Annotated in this window: 12 protein-coding genes; 4 read left to right on the forward strand and 8 right to left on the reverse strand. The window is 67.1% G+C overall.

All coding sequences use genetic code 11. The annotated features are described in order from the left end of the window. Positions 1-6: 6 nt before the first annotated feature. Positions 7-873, forward strand: a complete 867-nt coding sequence (locus AC6H42_RS28780) for a T6SS immunity protein Tli4 family protein (protein ID WP_057154944.1) — start codon at positions 7-9, stop codon at positions 871-873. Here the strand turns inward: AC6H42_RS28780 and AC6H42_RS28785 are convergent. From AC6H42_RS28785 to AC6H42_RS28810, 6 genes are read right to left on the reverse strand one after another with little or no spacing between them, the layout of a single operon-like run. Further along, the gene (locus tag AC6H42_RS28785; RefSeq protein ID WP_497549508.1) at positions 870-2,792 is read right to left on the reverse strand and encodes an MFS transporter; all 1,923 of its coding nucleotides are present in this window, start codon (positions 2,790-2,792) and stop codon (positions 870-872) included. The two genes, AC6H42_RS28780 and AC6H42_RS28785, sit on opposite strands and share 4 nt — an antisense overlap. A gap of 13 nt (positions 2,793-2,805) precedes the next feature. Further along, entirely contained in the window at positions 2,806-3,903 is a 1,098-nt protein-coding gene (locus AC6H42_RS28790) for an N-acetylglucosamine-6-phosphate deacetylase (protein WP_497549509.1), read from the reverse strand. A gap of 3 nt (positions 3,904-3,906) precedes the next feature. Then, positions 3,907-4,674 carry a DeoR family transcriptional regulator gene (locus AC6H42_RS28795; RefSeq protein ID WP_057154946.1) on the reverse strand — a complete coding sequence of 256 codons (768 nt, stop codon included), beginning with the start codon at positions 4,672-4,674 and terminating at the stop codon, positions 3,907-3,909. Positions 4,675-4,709: 35 nt separating this feature from the next. Further along, on the reverse strand, positions 4,710-6,131 hold the full coding sequence (locus AC6H42_RS28800; RefSeq protein ID WP_497549510.1) for a D-tagatose-bisphosphate aldolase, class II, non-catalytic subunit: 1,422 nt from the start codon (positions 6,129-6,131) through the stop codon (positions 4,710-4,712). Next, a complete protein-coding gene (locus tag AC6H42_RS28805) occupies positions 6,128-7,087 on the reverse strand; it encodes an ROK family protein (protein ID WP_057154948.1) in 960 nt (319 codons plus the stop codon). The genes AC6H42_RS28800 and AC6H42_RS28805 overlap by 4 nt, the downstream gene beginning before the upstream one ends. Next, positions 7,074-8,210 (reverse strand): AgaS family sugar isomerase, encoded by a 1,137-nt coding sequence (locus AC6H42_RS28810; RefSeq protein ID WP_497549511.1) that lies wholly within the window; start codon positions 8,208-8,210, stop codon positions 7,074-7,076. The genes AC6H42_RS28805 and AC6H42_RS28810 overlap by 14 nt, the downstream gene beginning before the upstream one ends. Positions 8,211-8,503: 293 nt before the next feature. Here AC6H42_RS28810 and AC6H42_RS28815 point away from each other — a divergent pair, with 293 nt between their 5' ends. From AC6H42_RS28815 to AC6H42_RS28825, 3 genes are all read left to right on the forward strand, one after another. Further along, positions 8,504-11,863: a TIM-barrel domain-containing protein gene (locus AC6H42_RS28815; RefSeq protein WP_057154950.1), complete on the forward strand. Its 3,360-nt coding sequence runs from the start codon at positions 8,504-8,506 to the stop codon at positions 11,861-11,863. A 98-nt stretch (positions 11,864-11,961) separates the two neighbouring features. Further along, positions 11,962-14,931 (forward strand): TonB-dependent receptor plug domain-containing protein, encoded by a 2,970-nt coding sequence (locus AC6H42_RS28820; protein ID WP_200953957.1) that lies wholly within the window; start codon positions 11,962-11,964, stop codon positions 14,929-14,931. 38 nt (positions 14,932-14,969) lie between these two features. Next, positions 14,970-16,334, forward strand: coding sequence for a Gfo/Idh/MocA family protein (locus AC6H42_RS28825; protein WP_497549512.1), 1,365 nt, complete (start codon positions 14,970-14,972; stop codon positions 16,332-16,334). 5 nt (positions 16,335-16,339) lie between these two features. Here the strand turns inward: AC6H42_RS28825 and AC6H42_RS28830 are convergent, their stop codons facing one another. Together AC6H42_RS28830 and AC6H42_RS28835 are read right to left on the reverse strand one after the other, a co-directional pair. Continuing rightward, on the reverse strand, positions 16,340-16,618 hold the full coding sequence (locus AC6H42_RS28830; RefSeq protein WP_497549513.1) for an outer membrane protein: 279 nt from the start codon (positions 16,616-16,618) through the stop codon (positions 16,340-16,342). Positions 16,619-16,702: 84 nt separating this feature from the next. After that, the coding region (locus AC6H42_RS28835) for a hypothetical protein (protein ID WP_497549514.1) at positions 16,703-16,939 on the reverse strand (237 nt) is incomplete at its 5' end.

The following is a 16,939-nucleotide window of genomic DNA, read 5'->3' on the forward strand; positions in this document are numbered from 1 at the left end:
CATCAAATGGAACTGCCCAAGGATTTCGAGCAGGCGATGGGATCGTCGTCGATCTTCACGCCGCCGGGCTTGACGGATGCGGGCGCGCCGATCGACGTGAAGGTGAAGGCTGCCGCAGTCGATGCGGCCGAGTTCCAGCGCCAGGTTGAGCTGCGCCGCGGCGCATTGCTGGCGGCGCAGCGCAAGGCCACCAATGTGCTGAAGGAGGTCATCCGCGTCAGCAAGGAAGCCACCATCTTCCGCGTGATGGAAATCGACGACGCGTACAACGACGAGCTGCATCTGCTGCGCGACGGCGTCTACATCGTGGCGTCCACCGATTCGTACGAGAACAGCTACCAGAAGGCCGAGGCGCGGCTGCTGGAGTTTGCCGGCCATGTGGAAAAGGCGGGCGATGGGCCGAACGCGCCGAAAGGCTTTTGCCTGGGGCCGGTGGTGGTAAACGGACGCTATGCGGGCGAGTACGGCAAGCTGAGTTTCCGCAGCAAGGCGGCGCCGGATGTGCAGGTGTCGGTGGTGGTGGATACCTATGCGCCCGATGAAAGCAAGTCGCTGCTGCAGCGCGTGAGCGGAGGCGATTCGCTGCTCACCCGCATGGGCGCGCACCCCAAGGTGTTGCGCAAGGGCGAGCTGCAGGTAGCCGGCATGAACGCGCAGGAGTGGCTGGCGTGGATACAGCCGGAGGACGACAGCGCGCGCAAGCAGTACAGCTTCGCGCTGGAGACGCGCCGGCCCGCGCCGGGGCCGCTTCAGCCTTCGCTGCACCTGGAATTCGACGCGGGCAAGCGCGGCGAGAGCGGCTTGAGCCAGGAGCAGGCGGTGGCGCTGTGGGACAGCGTCAGCCGCAGCATCCGCCCGCGCGCGGGGAACTAGGCGGAGCGCCTGCGGTCGAAGTGCGCTTCGATCGCCTCCAGGGTTTTCCCTTTCGTTTCCGGCAGCAGGAAGGCGGCGGTCAGGAAGTACAGCACCGCGCAACCGGCGCCGTAGAAGAACATGGTGGCGTAGCCGTGCTGGCCCACGGTGGGCAGGAATACGGCCGCAATCACCGTCGATACGAACTGGTTGATCAGCAGGGCGATGCTCATGCCGTTTGAGCGTATGCGCGTGGGCATCAGTTCGGACAGCGCCAGCCAAACGCAGACGCCGGGGCCGACCGCGAAGCTGGCCACGAACAGGAAGATGGCCAGCGCCACCTGCCAGCCGTGCGAGACGGGCGGCACTTGCGCCAGGTAAGCCTTGTCGATGCGCAGCGGTGCGTTCACGGCGTCGGCCGGGTTGGCGAAGGGATTCAGGTGCAGGCGGCGGAAGAAGGCGCCGATAACGCTGTCCGGCTGCACCGTATCGCCGCGCGTCATGCGCAGTTCCAGCAAGGCCGGGTCGTCGCTGCGGCGCGTCTGCACGTTGGTGAACGGGCCATAGGCATAAGCGACCACCAGCTGCTGTGCAACGCCGCCCGGCTGGGCCGCGCCGTCTTTCTCCGCGCCGCCCAGCGCGCGCAAGGTGGCGCCGTCGAGGCGCAGCGCGAGGCTGTCGTCATGAATGCGGGTTTCGACGGCGGCGCGCACGTCTTGCTGGCCGGATTCGGCGCTGCGGAACAGCAGGCCGGCCGCCAGCAGGGCGACCACGATGCCGCCGCTGCCCAGCATCAGCAGGAACTTGCGGCCTTTGCGGTCCACCAGGACCACCGCGACCACGGTCATCACCGCGTTCACCACCTTCAGGCCCACGTCGGCCATGTTGGCGGTGGCGCCGGGCAGGCCGGCCTGGTTCAGGATGTTGACCACGTAGGCCAGGATGGAGTTGATGCCGGTGGCTTGCGTCAGCGCGAGCACCAGGCAGGCCAGCAGGAAGGGCAGCAGGTAGCGGCGGCTGAGCAGCGGATCGCTGGCGGAGGCGGCGTTGGCCGGCGCCGCCCATGCGCCTGCGCTGCCGCCGCCGGCACCGGCGCGCGCATCTGCATTGGACGCGGCGGCGGGATCGGTAGCCGGTGCGGCCTGGGCTTGCAGGATGTCGCGCAGCTCGGCTTGCGCTTCGGCGGCGGGACGGGTGCGCAGCAGGGAGGCCAGCGCCGCCTCGGCGCGGCCACGGCGGGCCAGCCAGCGCGGCGACTCGGCCAGCAGCAGCGCACCGGCGGTGAAGACCAGGCCCGGCAACAGGCACATCCAGAAAATGCTGCGCCACGCATTGTCCTTGGCTGCGAACACGGTGGCGGCGCGCTGCGCTTCCGGCAGCGCCTGCGCTGCGGCGGTAACAGCATCCACCGAATGGGCTTGCGCCAGGCCGATCACGGCGGCGGCCACCAGGCCTATCGTCAGCAGCAGCTGGAACAGCGCGGCGCCCCGTCCGCGCTGGGAGGCGTGCAGGCACTCGGCCAGGAAGAGCGGCACCACCACGCCGATCAGGCCGCCGCTGACGCCTTGCAGCAGGCGGCCCAGCAGCAGCGGCGTGTAGCCGTCCGCCAGCGCGATCAGCGGAATGCTGAGCGTGAACAGCAGGCCGGACAAGGCCATGGCCCAGCGCCGGCCGATCAGGTCCGCCAGCGCGCCCGCGAACAGCGAGGACAGCACGGAACCGAGCAGCACCGCGGCCACGATGAAACTGAGCTGCTGCGCGCTGAGCTTCCACGCCAGCGAGGCGGTCGACTCGAGGTAGGGCAGCGCACCGGCGATGATGCCGATATCGATCCCGTACAGCAGGCCTCCCATGCCGGCGATGAACAGCATGAAGCGTTTGGCGCGCGTCGGGGACGCGGATTCCGCGGATGCGGTTGCGGCTTGCTGGGCGATGGACATCGTGGCTCCGTGACTAGTTTGGGGAAAGGTCGATGGCTTCGCCTTCGACGTAGACGGCAACCGGCCGCAGCTCGGCGTCGAGCACCACCATGTCGGCCCAGGCGCCGGGCGCCAGGCGTCCGCGCTGGATTTCGCCGAGATAGTCGGCGGGGTAGAGCGACAGGCGGTGGGAGGCGTCGGCCAGATCGAGGCCGAGGCCGACGAAGTTGCGCAGCGCCTGGTCCATGGTCAGTACGCTGCCCGCCAGCGAGCCGGTGGCCAGGCGCACGCAGCCCAGGCACTTGAACACGCGCTGCGTGCCCAGCGCATACTCGCCGTCCGGCATGCCGGTGGCGCTGGTGGCGTCGGTCACGCCGTACAGGCGCGGAATGGTGCGCAGGGCGCTGCGCAGTGCGCCGGCGCTCACGTGCATCAGGTCAGGTATCACTTCGGCGTATTCGGCATGCGCCAGCGCGGCGCCCACCATGCCGGGGTTGTAGTGGTCCATGCCGGTCATGCCGTTGAACAAGTGCGTGAAGCCGGAAACACCCGCGTTCAGGGCGGCCACGCCGTCCTCATACGTGCCGGCGCTGTGGCCGATCTGCACGCGGATGCCCATGGCCTTCAGTTGCGGTATCAGTTGCAGGTGGCCGTCAACTTCCGGCGCCAGCGTCAGCACGCGGATCGGTGCGACGGCGTTCAGGCTGCGCACCAGCCCCATGCTGGCCACCATTACGTCCGGCGGCTGCGCACCCAGGCGATGGAGGTTGAGGAAGGGGCCTTCGAGGTGCACGCCGAGCATGCGCGCGCCGCCCGTGGGACGTGCGGCGATCACGCCGGCCAGCCCGGCCAGTGCACGCCGTATCGACGGTTCCTTGGCGGTGAGCGTGGTGCCCAGCAGCGAGGTAGTGCCGTGGCGGGCATGGGTGCGCGCTACGGTGGCGCCGGCGTCGCCGCCCTGCATGATGTCGACGCCGGAGGCGCCGTGCACGTGCAGGTCGACGAAACCGGGCAGTATGGTCAAACCATTCTGGCCTGCGGCAGGATCTTCCTGTATTTGCTGGATGCGCTGGCCGAAGCCGATGCTGCCTGTGATCCAACCTGTGGGGGTAAGTATTCTGCCGTGTAGCACGCTCTATTCCGCTATAAGTAATTCGATGCCAAGCTCGCGCAGCCCCTGGCTGTACTCGGGGCTGATGCTGGCGTCGGTGATGACGGTATGGACCTGGTTCAGCTGCACGATGCGGTGCAGGCTGACGCGGCCAAACTTGGAGGCGTCCGTGAGGACGATGACTTTTTTCGCGCGCTCCACCATTTTCTGGTTCAGGCTCGCTTCCGCTTCGTGGTGCGTGGTCACGCCGAACTGCAGGTCGAAGCCGTCCACGCCAAGGAACAGCTTGTCGAAGCTGTAGGCCTGCAGGCAGGCTTCAGCCTGCGCGCCCTGGATCGACAGCGACTGCTTGCGCAGCAGGCCGCCGGTCATGATCAGGTCCACGCCCGGCGCGCTGGCCAGTTCCCATGCGATGTTCAGGCCATTGGTCAGCACCGTCACGTCCTGCGCTTCGTGCAGGTGGCGCGCCAGCGAGATGGTGGTCGTGCCGGAATCGATGATGATGTTCTCGCCCGGCTGGACCAGCGTCGCAGCCAGTGCGCCGATGCGGTCCTTCTGCTGCTGGTTGAGCGCATCCTTCTGGTGGATGGTCTGTTCCGAGACCGCCGTGCGGGTCAGGATGGCGCCGCCGTGGCTGCGCGTGGCCACACCCTGGTTTTCCAGTGCGCTCAGGTCGCTGCGGATGGTTACCGCGGACACGCCGAACTGCTCCACCAGCGGCGTCACCTGGACGGAGCCGTGTTGGGTCAGCATTTGCAGGATGGATGCGCGGCGTTGGCTGGTATTTCGCATGGTGGCGTCTCGGTCGACTTTAAAAAACGTCGAGCTTACCAGATCGATGCGGGGCCGGTGGAGGCCTCGGCCGCCGCAGTTGCCATTGCTGCCGTCGCCGCTGCGGCGGGATCGGCAACGGCATCGGCCGCGTTGCGGTTGCAGGCGCGCGCATACTGCGCCAGCAGGCGGCCGATCTTGTGCTGCACCAGCGCGCCGGCGCCGGTGGCCAGCTGGCCTTGCAGCACCTCCAGGTACTGCTCCGGCAGATGCTGGCTGAGCAGGGATAATGGAATCTCCAGCGCGTCCAGGTTGGCGAACAGCTTGTCCACGGCGGCCAGCACTGGCGCTTCGCCCCAGTAGTAGCGGCAACGGTCGCTCAGCCCGTAGCGGCGCAGCAGGCGCTGCTCGGCGCTGCTGCCCGGATAGTGCTTGCTCCAGTGGCGCGGCTGCGCCAGCATCACCTCGTCCAGCACCTGCATCAGGCGCGAGCACTGGCCGGCCGGCACCAGTTCTTCTTCGATGCGGCACAGCGACAGCATGGCTTCGCGCAGCGCGAACGTGGCGGCGGGGCCGACCTTCAGGATGGCGAAGTGGTCGCGCACCATCTGGTGCAGCGCCGTCTCGCGCTGGTAGTCGGTGGAGTGGGCTTCGAACACGAGGCCCGGCTGGTCTGCCACGAAGTCCGACAGCGCCGCCGCTTGTCCGGCGTTGTAGTGCTGGATGTGGCTGTGGTCGAAGTCCACGCCCGGCTGCACCACCATGGCCACCACGCGGCGCCAGGCCGCGTGCAGGCCGGCGTCCAGGAAGGCTTTGCGGTGCACGTCCAGCGTGCGCGCCGCCGCTGCGGGCGAAGTGACTTGGCCTGCTTTGGCCAGCTCCGCTTCGCCGCCGGGGATGGGCACTTCGGTGCCGATCACGTATACCGGCGGCGGCAGGCCTGCCTGTCCGGCGGCCGCCTCGGCAATGATGGCCAGGCGCACCGAGCGCGCGGCGATGGTGTCGTCGCTGAGGATGGCCGGGTCGTCGGCGCAGCGCATGCTGCAGTCGAGGTGAATCTTGTGGAAGCCGGCTGCGGCGTAGGCCGCGATCAGCGTGTCCGCGTTCTGCATCGCTGTGGCGGCGTCCAGGTGCTGCCAGGCGTTGGGGCCGAGGTGGTCGCCGCCCAGCACCAGCATCTCCAGCGGGAAGCCTTCCTCGCGCGCCATGGTCTTCACGTGGTCGTGGAACACGGCAGGCGTCATGCCGGTGTAGCCGCCGAACTGGTCCACCTGGTTGGAGGTCGCCTCCACCAGCAGCAGCGTGCCGTAGGCTGCCGCCACCTTCATGGCGGCGCGCAGCACCAGCGGGTGGCTGCAGCAAACGCTGTACAAGCCGGCCGCCGCGCCGCGCCGGTGGGCGGCAATGACTTGCTGGATGGGGGAGGAGGGTGCAGGAGCGGTCATGGTATTCACGCAGTCGGTTGATGATGAAGTCATTGCTTGGCCAAAGTCTGTTTAGCCAGCAGGGCCGCGCCGCGCGCGCCGCCGGCGTCGCCGAAGCGGGGCGGCAGGATGGGCGGCACCTGCACGCCGGCGAACAGGTGGCGCCGCATGGCCGCTGGCAGGCGTTCGTACAGGTGCGCCAGCTGCGACAGGCCGCCGCCCAGCACGATGGCGTGCGGGTCGAGCGTGATCACCAGCGTGGCCAGCGCGTGGCCCAGCAGGTCAAGGTGTACGGCCAGCGTATGCTCGGCAATCTTGTCGCCGGCCCGGGCGCGCGCGGCGATCGCCAGTGGCGGATCGCCCACGCCGTCGCTGCCGCCGCCGAAGTGGGCGTGCAGCCTGCTCATGCCGGGGCCGGACACGTAGCGTTCCATGCAGCCGCTGCGCCCGCACGGGCAGTCGAGGATGGGCACGGCGTGCTGGATCAGAAGCGGCGCCGGCACGGGCCAGTGGCCCCATTCGCCAGCGATACCGTTCATGCCGCGCAGCAGGCGGCCTTGCACACAGTAGCCGCCGCCCGCGCCGGTGCCGATGATGGCGCCGAACATGCTGGGCAGGCCCTGCGCCGCGCCGCCCTGCGCTTCGGACAGGGCGAAGCACTGGCAGTCGTTGCCGATGGCGATGGGGCGCTGCAAGGCATCCTGCAGGGCCGACACTACCAGGCGCCCGTTCAGCGCCGGCACGTTGGAGCTGACCTGGCGGCCGGTGGCGCTGTCGATAATGCCGGGCAGGCCGATGCCTGCGGGGGCGCGCATGCCCAGCGCCGCGTCGCCGCGCTCAAGCAGCGCGGTCATGGCATGCACGAAGGCGTCGAAGTCGGTGCCCGGCGTGGCGATGCGTTCGCGGTGGACTTCGGCCAGGCCGGAGTCGCCGTCCTTGAAGGCTACCAGCTCGATCTTGCTGCCGCCGATATCGATGCCGTGGTAGCCGCGCTGTTCAGAAGTCGTCATGGCGGTAAATGGTGACGCCCTGGACGACACGGTTGACCGTGCCGCCGGTGAATGGATTGTCGGGACGCAGTTGCAGCAGCGTCGACTGGTGCAGCGCGTATTGCTGCGCCATCAGCAGCCACAGTGGCGCCAGCCAGGAGTCGGGCCAAGCCGGGGTGTCGACGCCGATATGCGCACCGGTTCCCACCGTCAGGCAGCGGCCCGCCACTTTTTCGCGCTGCAGCTCTTGCAGCAAGTCCTGTTCATACTTGCGCGCCAGCGGCTTGGCGCTGCGGAACATTACCACCAGCGTGTCTTCGTTCAGCATGGCTTTCGGGCCATGGCGGAAGCCGAGCGGGCTGTTGGCGACAGCCAGCACGCGGCCGCCCGTCAGTTCCAGGATCTTCAGTGCGGCTTCCTTCGCCAGCGCTTCCAGCGGACCGCTGCCGAGGTAGACCACGCGCGACACCGGCTGCGCGCCCAGTGTGGCCAGCGGCGCGGCCCAGTCGCGCAGCGCTTCGTCTGCCAGCGCGGCCAGTTGCCCGATGCGTTCCAGCTGCGGTTCGCGGCCCAGCACGGACAAGGCGGCCAGCAGCATGCAGGTAAAGCTGCTGGTCATGGCGAAGCCGCGGTCGCAGCTGGCGGTGGGCATCAGCAGGTTGCACACGGAGGGATCGTCCGCGCCTTGTTTGGCCAGGTGGCCGTCCGCATTGCAGGTGATGTTCAGGAAGCGCGCGCCGGGCACCAGGTCGCGCAGCAGGCTCACGGCCGCCGTGCTTTCAGGGCTGTTGCCGCTGCGCGCGAAGGAAACCAGCAGCGTCGGTGCGTCCGTTTCCAGGTACAGCTCCGGGTGCGTGAGCAGGCTGGTGGTGGCGACGGCGCGCACTTGCGCAGGCCATGCGGCGTTCAATTCGTCGGCGATGATTTCGCCCGCATAGGCGGAGCTGCCGGCGCCGGTGAGGATGACGCGCTGGCGCGGATCGCTCAGGCAGTCGCCCAGGAAGGCCGCCACGCGCGCCTGTTCGGCGGCCAGGCCGGCGGCCAGTTCGCGCCACATGGCCGGCTGGTGGGCGATCTCTTCGGCGGTGTCGAGGCCGCCAATGTCACGCCAGTCTTGAGGAGCACGCTGCAGTAGGGTAGTCATCGAAAGAAAGAATAGGTTGGAGTCGTAGAAATCATAAGGTGAAAATTTCGAACTGTCAAATACGAAAGATAAAAGAAAGTTGTAACGCCGGGTAACGTCGCGTTTCGCGCGGTTCCTGTGTCTGTTTTACTACGAAATCGAAAGTGTGTAGCGCAATAACACTGCAATACGAAAGAAAATGATGCGATTGTTTGGCGATTTCTGCCATTTTTTCGTGTTTTCGCTTTCTTTTTGTTGACCTTGTTTGTTTTTGTTCCTAAAGTGGTCGTATCAGACATATAAAAACTTTCGATATGAAACGTCTTTCGCCTGTTCTTCCTTTGATCTGCCTGGTGGCCTGCGCACCAGCGATGGCCGCGCCGGTCGGCAACCTGCGCAGCATTGCTGCTGGCGACGGCCAGCAGTGGAACCTGGTCACCGATACCGGTGCCGTAGTACAGCTTAGCCTGCCGCGCGCGGACGTGGTGCGCATCTGGGCCGGACCGAAAGGCACGGGGCTGACCGGCGCCGGCGACAAGGCCGCCGCCATCGTGGTGGCCGCCCCGGCTGCGCAGGTCAGGCACAGCGTGAGCGAGCAGCCCGGCCATATCCTGATCAGCACAGACGCGCTGTCCCTGCGCATCGACCGCAAGCCGCTGCGCTTCACCCTGTACCGCGCCGGCGACAGCGTGCCGCTGTGGAGCGAAGTGCAGCCGCTGGAGCTGGGCGCGAAACAGGCGGTGCAAACCCTGTCGACTGATAAGACCGAACGCTTTTTCGGCGGCGGCCAGCAGAACGGCCGCTACGAATTCAAGGGCAAGCAGTTGCAGGTGTCCTATTCGGGCGGCTGGGAAGAGGGCGACCGGCCCAGCCCTGCGCCTTTCCTCATGAGTTCACGCGGCTGGGGCGTGCTGCGCAACACCTGGTCGGACGGCAGCTACGATTTGCGCCAGAACGAGCAGATCTCGCTGGAGCACGCGGAAGGGCGCTTCGACGCCTATTACTTCGTGGGCAAGAACGTGCGTGACGTGCTGTCGCGCTATACCGAATGGACCGGCCGCGCACGCATGCTGCCGCGCTGGGCGCTGGAATACGGCGACGCCGACTGCTACAACGACGGCGACAACGTGAAGAAGCCGGGCACCGTGCCGAAGGACTGGTCGGACGGCCCCACCGGCAAGACGCCGGACGTGGTGGAGTCGGTGGCGCGGCGCTACCGCGAGCACGACATGCCGGGCGGCTGGATCCTGCCGAACGACGGCTACGGCTGCGGCTACACCCATCTGCCGGAGACGGTGCAGGGGCTGGCCAAGTATGGCTTCCGCACCGGCTTGTGGACCGAAAACGGCGTGGAGAAAATGGCGTGGGAAGTCGGCACCGCCGGCAGCCGCGCGCAGAAGCTGGACGTGGCGTGGACCGGCAAGGGCTACCAGTTTTCGCTGGACGCCAACAAGTCGGCCTACGACGGCATCCTGAACCACTCCGACGGCCGCCCATTCATCTGGACCGTGATGGGCTGGGCCGGCACGCAGCGCTACGCGGTTACCTGGACCGGCGACCAGAGCGCAAGCTGGGACTACATCCGCTGGCATATCCCGACACTGATCGGCTCCGGCCTGTCCGGCCAGGCCTATGCCACCGGCGACGTGGACGCGATCTTCGGCGGCAGCCCGGAGACCTACACGCGCGACCTGCAGTGGAAGGCGTTTACGCCGGTGCTGATGGGGATGTCCGGCTGGGCGGCGGCGGAACGCAAGCATCCATGGTGGTTCGGCGAGCCGTACCGCAGCATCAACCGCCGCTACCTCAAGCTCAAGCTGCGCCTTACGCCGTATATGTACACGCTGATGCGCGAGGCCGAGCAAAGCGGCGCGCCGCTGGTGCGGGGGCTGATGTGGGACAACGCGACCGATCCGGCGGCCTACACCGAAGCTTACAAGTACCAGTATCTGCTGGGACGCGACCTGCTGGTGGCGCCGGTGTACCGCAGCCAGGCGGTGAGCGCGGGCTGGCGCAAAGCCATCCATCTGCCGCAAGGGCAGTGGTTCGACTACTGGGACGGCCGCCAGGCCACGGCCGGCGCGGGCGGGCGCGATATCGATCTGCAGGTAACGCTGGACAAGCTGCCGGTGTTCGTCCGCGCCGGCGCCATCCTGCCGATGTATCCCGAAGTGCTGTTCGACGGCGAGAAGCCGAAAGACCAGCTGACGCTGGACTTGTACCCGCAAGGCGAGTCGTCGTTCACGCTGTATGAGGACGACGGCAACAGCCGCAAATACCAGGAGGGCGCGTTCAGCGAGCAGGAAATCCGCATGCAGGCACCAGCCGGTGCGCCAGGCGGCGTGCGCGTCGAGGTTGGCGCCGTCAAGGGCAGCTACGCGGGGCAGGAAGCGCGCCGCAGCTATGCGCTGCGCATCCTGGCGCGGCAGAAGCCGGCCGGCGTGCAGATTGCCGCCGGCGCCGCATCCGCGCCGGCGCGGGCATTGGCTGCGCTGGCGGACCGCGCCGCGTTCGAGGCCGCTGCCGAGGGCTGGTACTTCGACGCTGCCGACCGCCTTGGCACGCTGCACGTCAAGACTGCCAAGCAGGACATCCGCCAGCCGCTGGTCTTCAGCGTGCAGGCAACAAGCGCCGCAGCGGATACGACCCTGCTGGCCCAGGCCGACGACGACTTCCCGGCTGCGCCAGCCACCGGCCGCGCGCTGACGGCGGACACCATGATGGTGCTCAACCGCCCTGCGGAAGAGAGCGGCCATCCAATGGAGAACGCGTTCGACGGCAAGCCCGAAACCTGGTTCCGCACGCCGCGCAGCCCGGCCATGCATGGCGGCCCGCACGAATGGGTGATCGGCTTCACCGAGCGCCGCCTGGTCGACGGCATCGAACTGGCGCCGCGCACCGGCGAGCACTGGAAGCACGGCCAGATCCGCGACTATGAAATCTACATTGGCGACAACAACGGCGACTGGGGCGCGCCCATCAAGCGCGGCCAGCTGAAACTTCAGCAGGGCGTGCAAGCTATCAGCTTCCCTCCCGCAGCCGGCCGTCTGTTGCGCTTCCGCGTGCTCAGCACCCAGAACCCCGAGGGCGATGCTGCGGCAAGCACCGATCCCATGGTGACCGCCGTGCAGCCGGGCGCTGCAGCGCCGGCGCGCGCCTTCAATGCCGCCGTGCCGAGCGAAGTGTCGCCCATCACGCTGTCCGAGTTCCGCGTGATGGAACACCAGCTGCCGGACGGCCCGGAACTGCAGCGCTACCTGTCCGACCTGGCGCTGCCGAAAAGCGTCGGCCGCGACAAGCCTGCAAGCAAGACGAACGACATGCGCATGAACGGCCTGTGGTTCCGCAAGGGCCTCGGCGTCGGCCCGTCCAGCCGCATCGACCTGCAACTGAACGGCAACTGGAAACTGTTGCGCGCCGACCTGGGCGTGGACGACAGCTGCCGCAGCGCTGGCGGCCTGCAGTTCCAGGTCTGGAGCGGCGAGCGCCTGCTGTACGACAGTGGCCTGGTCAATGCCCCGGCGGTGGTCAAGCCGGAGATCGATGTACGCGGCCTGGGCCAGATCAGCCTGCGCACCCTGGGCGCGCGCGGCAGCAAGCCGGCGCAGGTGTGCGGCAACTGGGCCAACGCCGTCTTGCTCGGCACCGAGGGCGCCACCGTCCAGCCGCGCTGACTGCAACCCATCTTTACCAAGAAACGAGCCCCTCTCCGGACCGGGGAGGGAGTCTTGCAGCCTCACGATAACAAACCACTTATAAAAGGGAGAGAACCATGCAATTGAAAAAAATGATGGCCGCGATGGTGGCGGTGGGACTGGCTTCTTCGGCGATTGCAGCCGACGAGGCGGAAGACAAGGCCGGCAAGGCCGAAAAAATTACACGGGTTGAAGTCACCGGCTCCAGCCTGAAACGCATCAACGCCGAAACCGCGTCGCCGGTGCAGGTGATCGACGCCAAGCAGATCGAAAACATGGGGGCGCGCACCTTGCTGCAGGTGCTGGACAACCTGCCGGCGGCGCGTCCCGCCCAGCAGGATTTCCGCTCCATGTTCACCGGCTCCGACGGCGGCTCGCAGGCCAATCTGCGCGGCCTCGGCGCGCAAGGCACGCTGGTGCTGCTGAACGGCCGCCGCCTGTCCTTCTACGGCGCGCCGGCCGGTTTCCAGACCATGTTCGTCAATATCGACGCCATCCCCGCCGCCGCCATCGAGCGCATGGAAGTGCTGACCGACGGCGCATCGGCAGTCTACGGCTCGGACGCGGTGGCCGGCGTGATCAACGTCATCACCAAGAAAAACTACCAGGGCCTGGAAGCGCGCGCCAATGCCGACTTCTCGCCGGACGTGAAGTCCTACGGCGAGCGCCAGGCCAGCCTGATCTACGGCCAGGGCGACCTGAACACCGACGGCTACAACGTCTACGGCTCGGTGAACGTCTACCAGCGCGACCGCATCTCGCTGGCCGACACCTACCTGAAGCGCCCCGACTACTTCTACGTCAACAATCCCACCTTCGTACCCAATTTCCGCATCGGCACCGGCAGCGAGCCTGGCGTGATGAACCCGGGCACCTTCTTCGTGTTCGACAAGGCCAACAACAACGCCCGTACCCAGCGCGCGGTCAACGGCTGCACCAACACGCTGACGGAAGCCTCCGGCACCCGCTGCATCTGGAACAACCTGCCTTACGCGCTGGACACCGGCCCCACCTCGGACCGCGCCACCGCCTTCGTCAGCGGCCGCGTGAAGCTGGGCGGCGACCTGGAAGGCTTTGCGGAGGCGGCCTACACCCACATCAAGCTGCGCGGCGAGAATGGCCCGCGCAGCTTCAACAGCGGCAGCACCAACAACTGGTTCGCGCGCAACACCGGCACCAAGCTCAACACCTTCGCCTACCCCTACCTGAGCCCAACCAACAGCTACCTGCAAGGCAAGCTGGGCGCCGACATGGCGGCCAAGATGGGCGGCGCCGCCGGCCTGAATTACCTGATGCAGGATGCGCCCGGCCACTTCGGCCAGAAAAACGAGGACGCCAACTACCGCGCCTTGGCCGGCCTGCGCGGCAGCATCGGCGGCGGCTGGGACTTCGAGACCGCGCTGAGCGTGGCCGGCAGCCACTCCACGCTGTACCAGACCATCAACGTCAACACCAAGGGCTTTGAAAAGGCCTTCGGCCCGTTCACCAAAGACCCGCTGACCGGCCGCACCTACATTTCCGATAACCCGGCCTACAAGTTCGGCCAGATTAACGAAGCCAACGCCGCGCTGCTGCGCGAAGCCTATCCAACCTTCGACATCCAGTCCTGGACCAAGCTGATCACCTGGGACGGCAAGGTGGAAGGCACGCTGTTCAAGCTGGGCGAACGCGAGGTGCGCGCCGCTTTCGGCGCCAGCCTGATGCGCGAGAGCTTCCTCACCCCAGGCAACGCGGATGCGGCCAATGGCCTCATCACGCAGCAGGGCGGCTCGTGGTTCGACGGCGCCCGCACCGTCGGCGCGGTGTTCGGCGAAGTCGTGGTGCCGGTCACCGACAAGCTGGAACTGAATGCCGCCGCGCGCCTGGACAAGTACCCCAACTTCTCGGCCAACCTGGCGCCCAAGCTGGGCGTGCAATGGCGCGCGCGGCCCGAGCTGCTGCTGCGCGGTACCTACTCTGAAGGTTTCCGTGCGCCCAACCTGGCCGAATCCGGCACCGGCGGCGTGTTCGCGCAAGTGGGCGGCATCCGCGACACGGTGCGCTGCGACGAGACCAACGCCATCGCGCGCATGCTGATGAAATCCGTCACGCCGACCGATGTCGACCTGGGCAAGACCCTGCTGAACTCGAACTGCTCCACCACGGTGGGCGGCCTGACCCCACCCAACCCGGAGCTGCGCCCCGAAAAGGCGAAGATCTCGACCCTGGGCATGGTGCTGCAGCCGGCCAAGGACGTGAGCATTTCGGTGGACTACTGGTTCGTCTATCGCCGCAACGAGATCGTGCGCCAGGACTTCAACGAGCTGTTCACCCAGCTGGTGGAAAAGCACGGCCCGACCCTGGCAGGAACCGACCAGGCGATCCGCAGCGAGCTGACTGACGCCGACCGTGGCAACATGGCGGCCGTGGCGGCCATGTGCGCCAACCCCGCCAACGCGGCGTCCTGCTCTGGCGGCATCCCGCGCTACTCGGTGGGCAACCTGGGCGGCTTGATCAACTCCTATTCGAACCGCGGCCGCACGCTGATCGACGGCGTGGACATCGACGCGCGCACCCGCTTCTCGCTGGGCGACATGGGCAAACTGGGCACCGGCATCTCGGCCACCATCCGCAAGCGCGAAACGGTCAGCAGCGACAACGGCGAAGGCTTCAACGGCAACAGCGTGGGCTACTACGATTCGCCGCGCTTCCGTGCCACCGTGAACGCCGACTGGAGCTACCGCAACTTCGTCACCAGCGTGTTCGTCAACTACTCGGGCAAAACCAAGTGGGCCTACGGCCCATGGGACGAGGACAACGCACCGGGCAAGTGCACCGCCGCGTCGGTGGCGCTGCCTGAAACGCTGTGCGACGGCGCGCCGTCATACACCACGGTGAACCTGGCGCTGAGCTGGAAACCGGTGAAGAACCTGGACCTGGGCCTGAACATCAAGAATGTGCTGGACAAGAAACCCTACTACGACCCGAACGGCTGGGAAGGCTACAACCACAGCCAGAACCTGTTCGGCCGCCAGTTCGCCGTTTCGGCCAGCTACAAATTCTGGTGACCCGCTACAATCAACGCATAACATTCGAGGCTGAACAGATGGATAAGAAACTGGACCGACGACATTTCCTCACCGCCGGCGCCGCGCTGGCGGGCAGCCTGCTGCTGCCGCGCGCGTTCGCGGCGGGCGGCGGTGACAAGCAGCGCATCGCCATGATAGGCACCGGCATGCGCGGACAGGTGCTGCTCAAGGAACTGCTGCGCCGCGACGACGTGGACGTGGTGGCGCTGTGCGACATCGACCCGGTGATGCTGGGCCGCGCGTTGAAGCAGGTGGAAAAGGAAGGCAAGGCCAAGCCGGCCACCTTCGGCGAAGACCGCGACCCGCAAGCCTACCGCCGCCTGCTTGATGGCGGCAAGGCGGGCAAGCTCGATGGCGTCATCATCGCCACGCCTTGGGAATGGCATGCGGAGATGTCCATCGCCGCCATGCAGGCCAAGGTGGCGGTGGGCTGCGAAGTGGTGGCCGGCGTGACCCTGCAGGACCACTGGGATGTGCTGAACACCCAGCTCAAGACCGGTACGCCCTACATGCTGCTGGAGAACGTGTGCTACCGGCGCGACGTGATGGCGGTGCTGCAGATGGTGCGCGCCGGCCTGTTCGGCGAGCTGGTGCACCTGCAGGGCGGCTACCAGCACGACCTGCGCGCGGTGAAGTTCAACAATGGCGACCCGGCGAAGCCTTACGGCAGCGGTCTGGAATACGGCGCCAAGGGCTTCTCCGAAGCGCGCTGGCGCACCGAGCACTCGGTGCAGCGCAACGGCGAGCTGTATCCAAGCCACGGCATCGGTCCGTGCGCGATGTACACCAACATCAACCGGGGTAACCGCTTCACGCGCATCAACGCCTTCGCCAGCAAGGCGCGCGGGCTGCACGACTATATCGTCAAGCAACCGGGCGGCGCGCAGCACCCAAGCGCGAAGACGAAATTCAAACTGGGCGACATCGTGACCACCACGCTGGCCTGCGAGAACGGCGAGACGATCCTGCTGCAGCACGACACATCGCTGCCGCGCCCGTACTCGCTGGGCTTCCGGGTGCAGGGCACGGACGGGCTATGGATGGATATCAACCACTCGATCCATATCGAAGGCAAGAGCAAGCCGCACCAGTGGGAGGACTTCCAGGCCTACCAGGAGAAGTACGACCATCCGCTGTGGCGCAAGTACGCGTCGCGCGCGGAAGGGGCGGGCCATGGCGGCATGGACTTCTTCGTGATCCACGATTTCGTCGAAGCGCTGAAGGCGAAGGCGCCGATGCCGATCGATATCTATGACGCGGTGGCGTGGAGCGCCATCACGCCGCTGTCCGAGATGTCCATCGCGCAGAACTTCCAGACGCTGGACTTCCCGGACTTCACCAACGGCCTGTGGAAAACCCGCAAGCCCATCTTTGCGCTGTAAGCGGCTCAGAACGCGTAGGCATAGCCGACGCCAAGGGCGCCGAAGCGTTCGCGCCGGTAGGTGACGGATGGTTCGGCGCCGCGGCTGGCACCGGGCAGGCTGAGGTAGGTGTACTGCAGGCCGACGCGGTGCTGCTGCGCGACGCGGTAGGCCAGTCCGGCGCGCAGCTGCCATCCCCACCCGCTTTCCTTGGCGGGGCCGAAGCAGCTGCAGCCGCCGGTAAAGCCCAGTTCCGGCAAGTCGACCTTGGCCCAGCCGGCGCCGGCGCCGATGAAGCTGCCCAAGCCGCCGCCCAGCGTGTCGGTGCGGTAGATGTTGGCGAACAGCAGATCATAATGGCCGCGGCCACTGGCCTGCTGTTCCAGTCCTTACAGGGCCAGGCGCGTGAAGCGCAGCTGGCCCCGTGCATATTCGGCTTCGTAGCGCAGGTGCCCGCGCTCGCGTCCCGCCACCAGGCCTGCATGGCTGCCGCGGCGCAGAGTGGCTTCTCCTTCGAATGCGGTGCCGGCGCCGAGGTCGACGCTGGGCCGCCAGCCGTCCGGATTGTTGCGCCCCGCGTGCGCGCCGATGTAATAGCCGGGCGCCTCTGCGGCCGCCGCCTCGGC

Source organism: Massilia sp. NBRC 108631 (genome assembly GCF_059704565.1).

Bases quoted from the DNA above. Each gene is read 5' to 3' on its own strand.
- AC6H42_RS28780 (WP_057154944.1), top strand. From the start codon at position 7: ATGGAACTGCCCAAGGATTTCGAGCAGGCGATGGGATCGTCGTCGATC.
- AC6H42_RS28785 (WP_497549508.1), bottom strand. From the start codon at position 2,792: ATGTCCATCGCCCAGCAAGCCGCAACCGCATCCGCGGAATCCGCGTCC.
- AC6H42_RS28795 (WP_057154946.1), bottom strand. From the start codon at position 4,674: ATGCGAAATACCAGCCAACGCCGCGCATCCATCCTGCAAATGCTGACC.
- AC6H42_RS28800 (WP_497549510.1), bottom strand. From the start codon at position 6,131: ATGACTTCATCATCAACCGACTGCGTGAATACCATGACCGCTCCTGCA.
- AC6H42_RS28805 (WP_057154948.1), bottom strand. From the start codon at position 7,087: ATGACGACTTCTGAACAGCGCGGCTACCACGGCATCGATATCGGCGGC.
- AC6H42_RS28810 (WP_497549511.1), bottom strand. From the start codon at position 8,210: ATGACTACCCTACTGCAGCGTGCTCCTCAAGACTGGCGTGACATTGGC.
- AC6H42_RS28815 (WP_057154950.1), top strand. From the start codon at position 8,504: ATGAAACGTCTTTCGCCTGTTCTTCCTTTGATCTGCCTGGTGGCCTGC.
- AC6H42_RS28820 (WP_200953957.1), top strand. From the start codon at position 11,962: ATGCAATTGAAAAAAATGATGGCCGCGATGGTGGCGGTGGGACTGGCT.
- AC6H42_RS28825 (WP_497549512.1), top strand. From the start codon at position 14,970: ATGGATAAGAAACTGGACCGACGACATTTCCTCACCGCCGGCGCCGCG.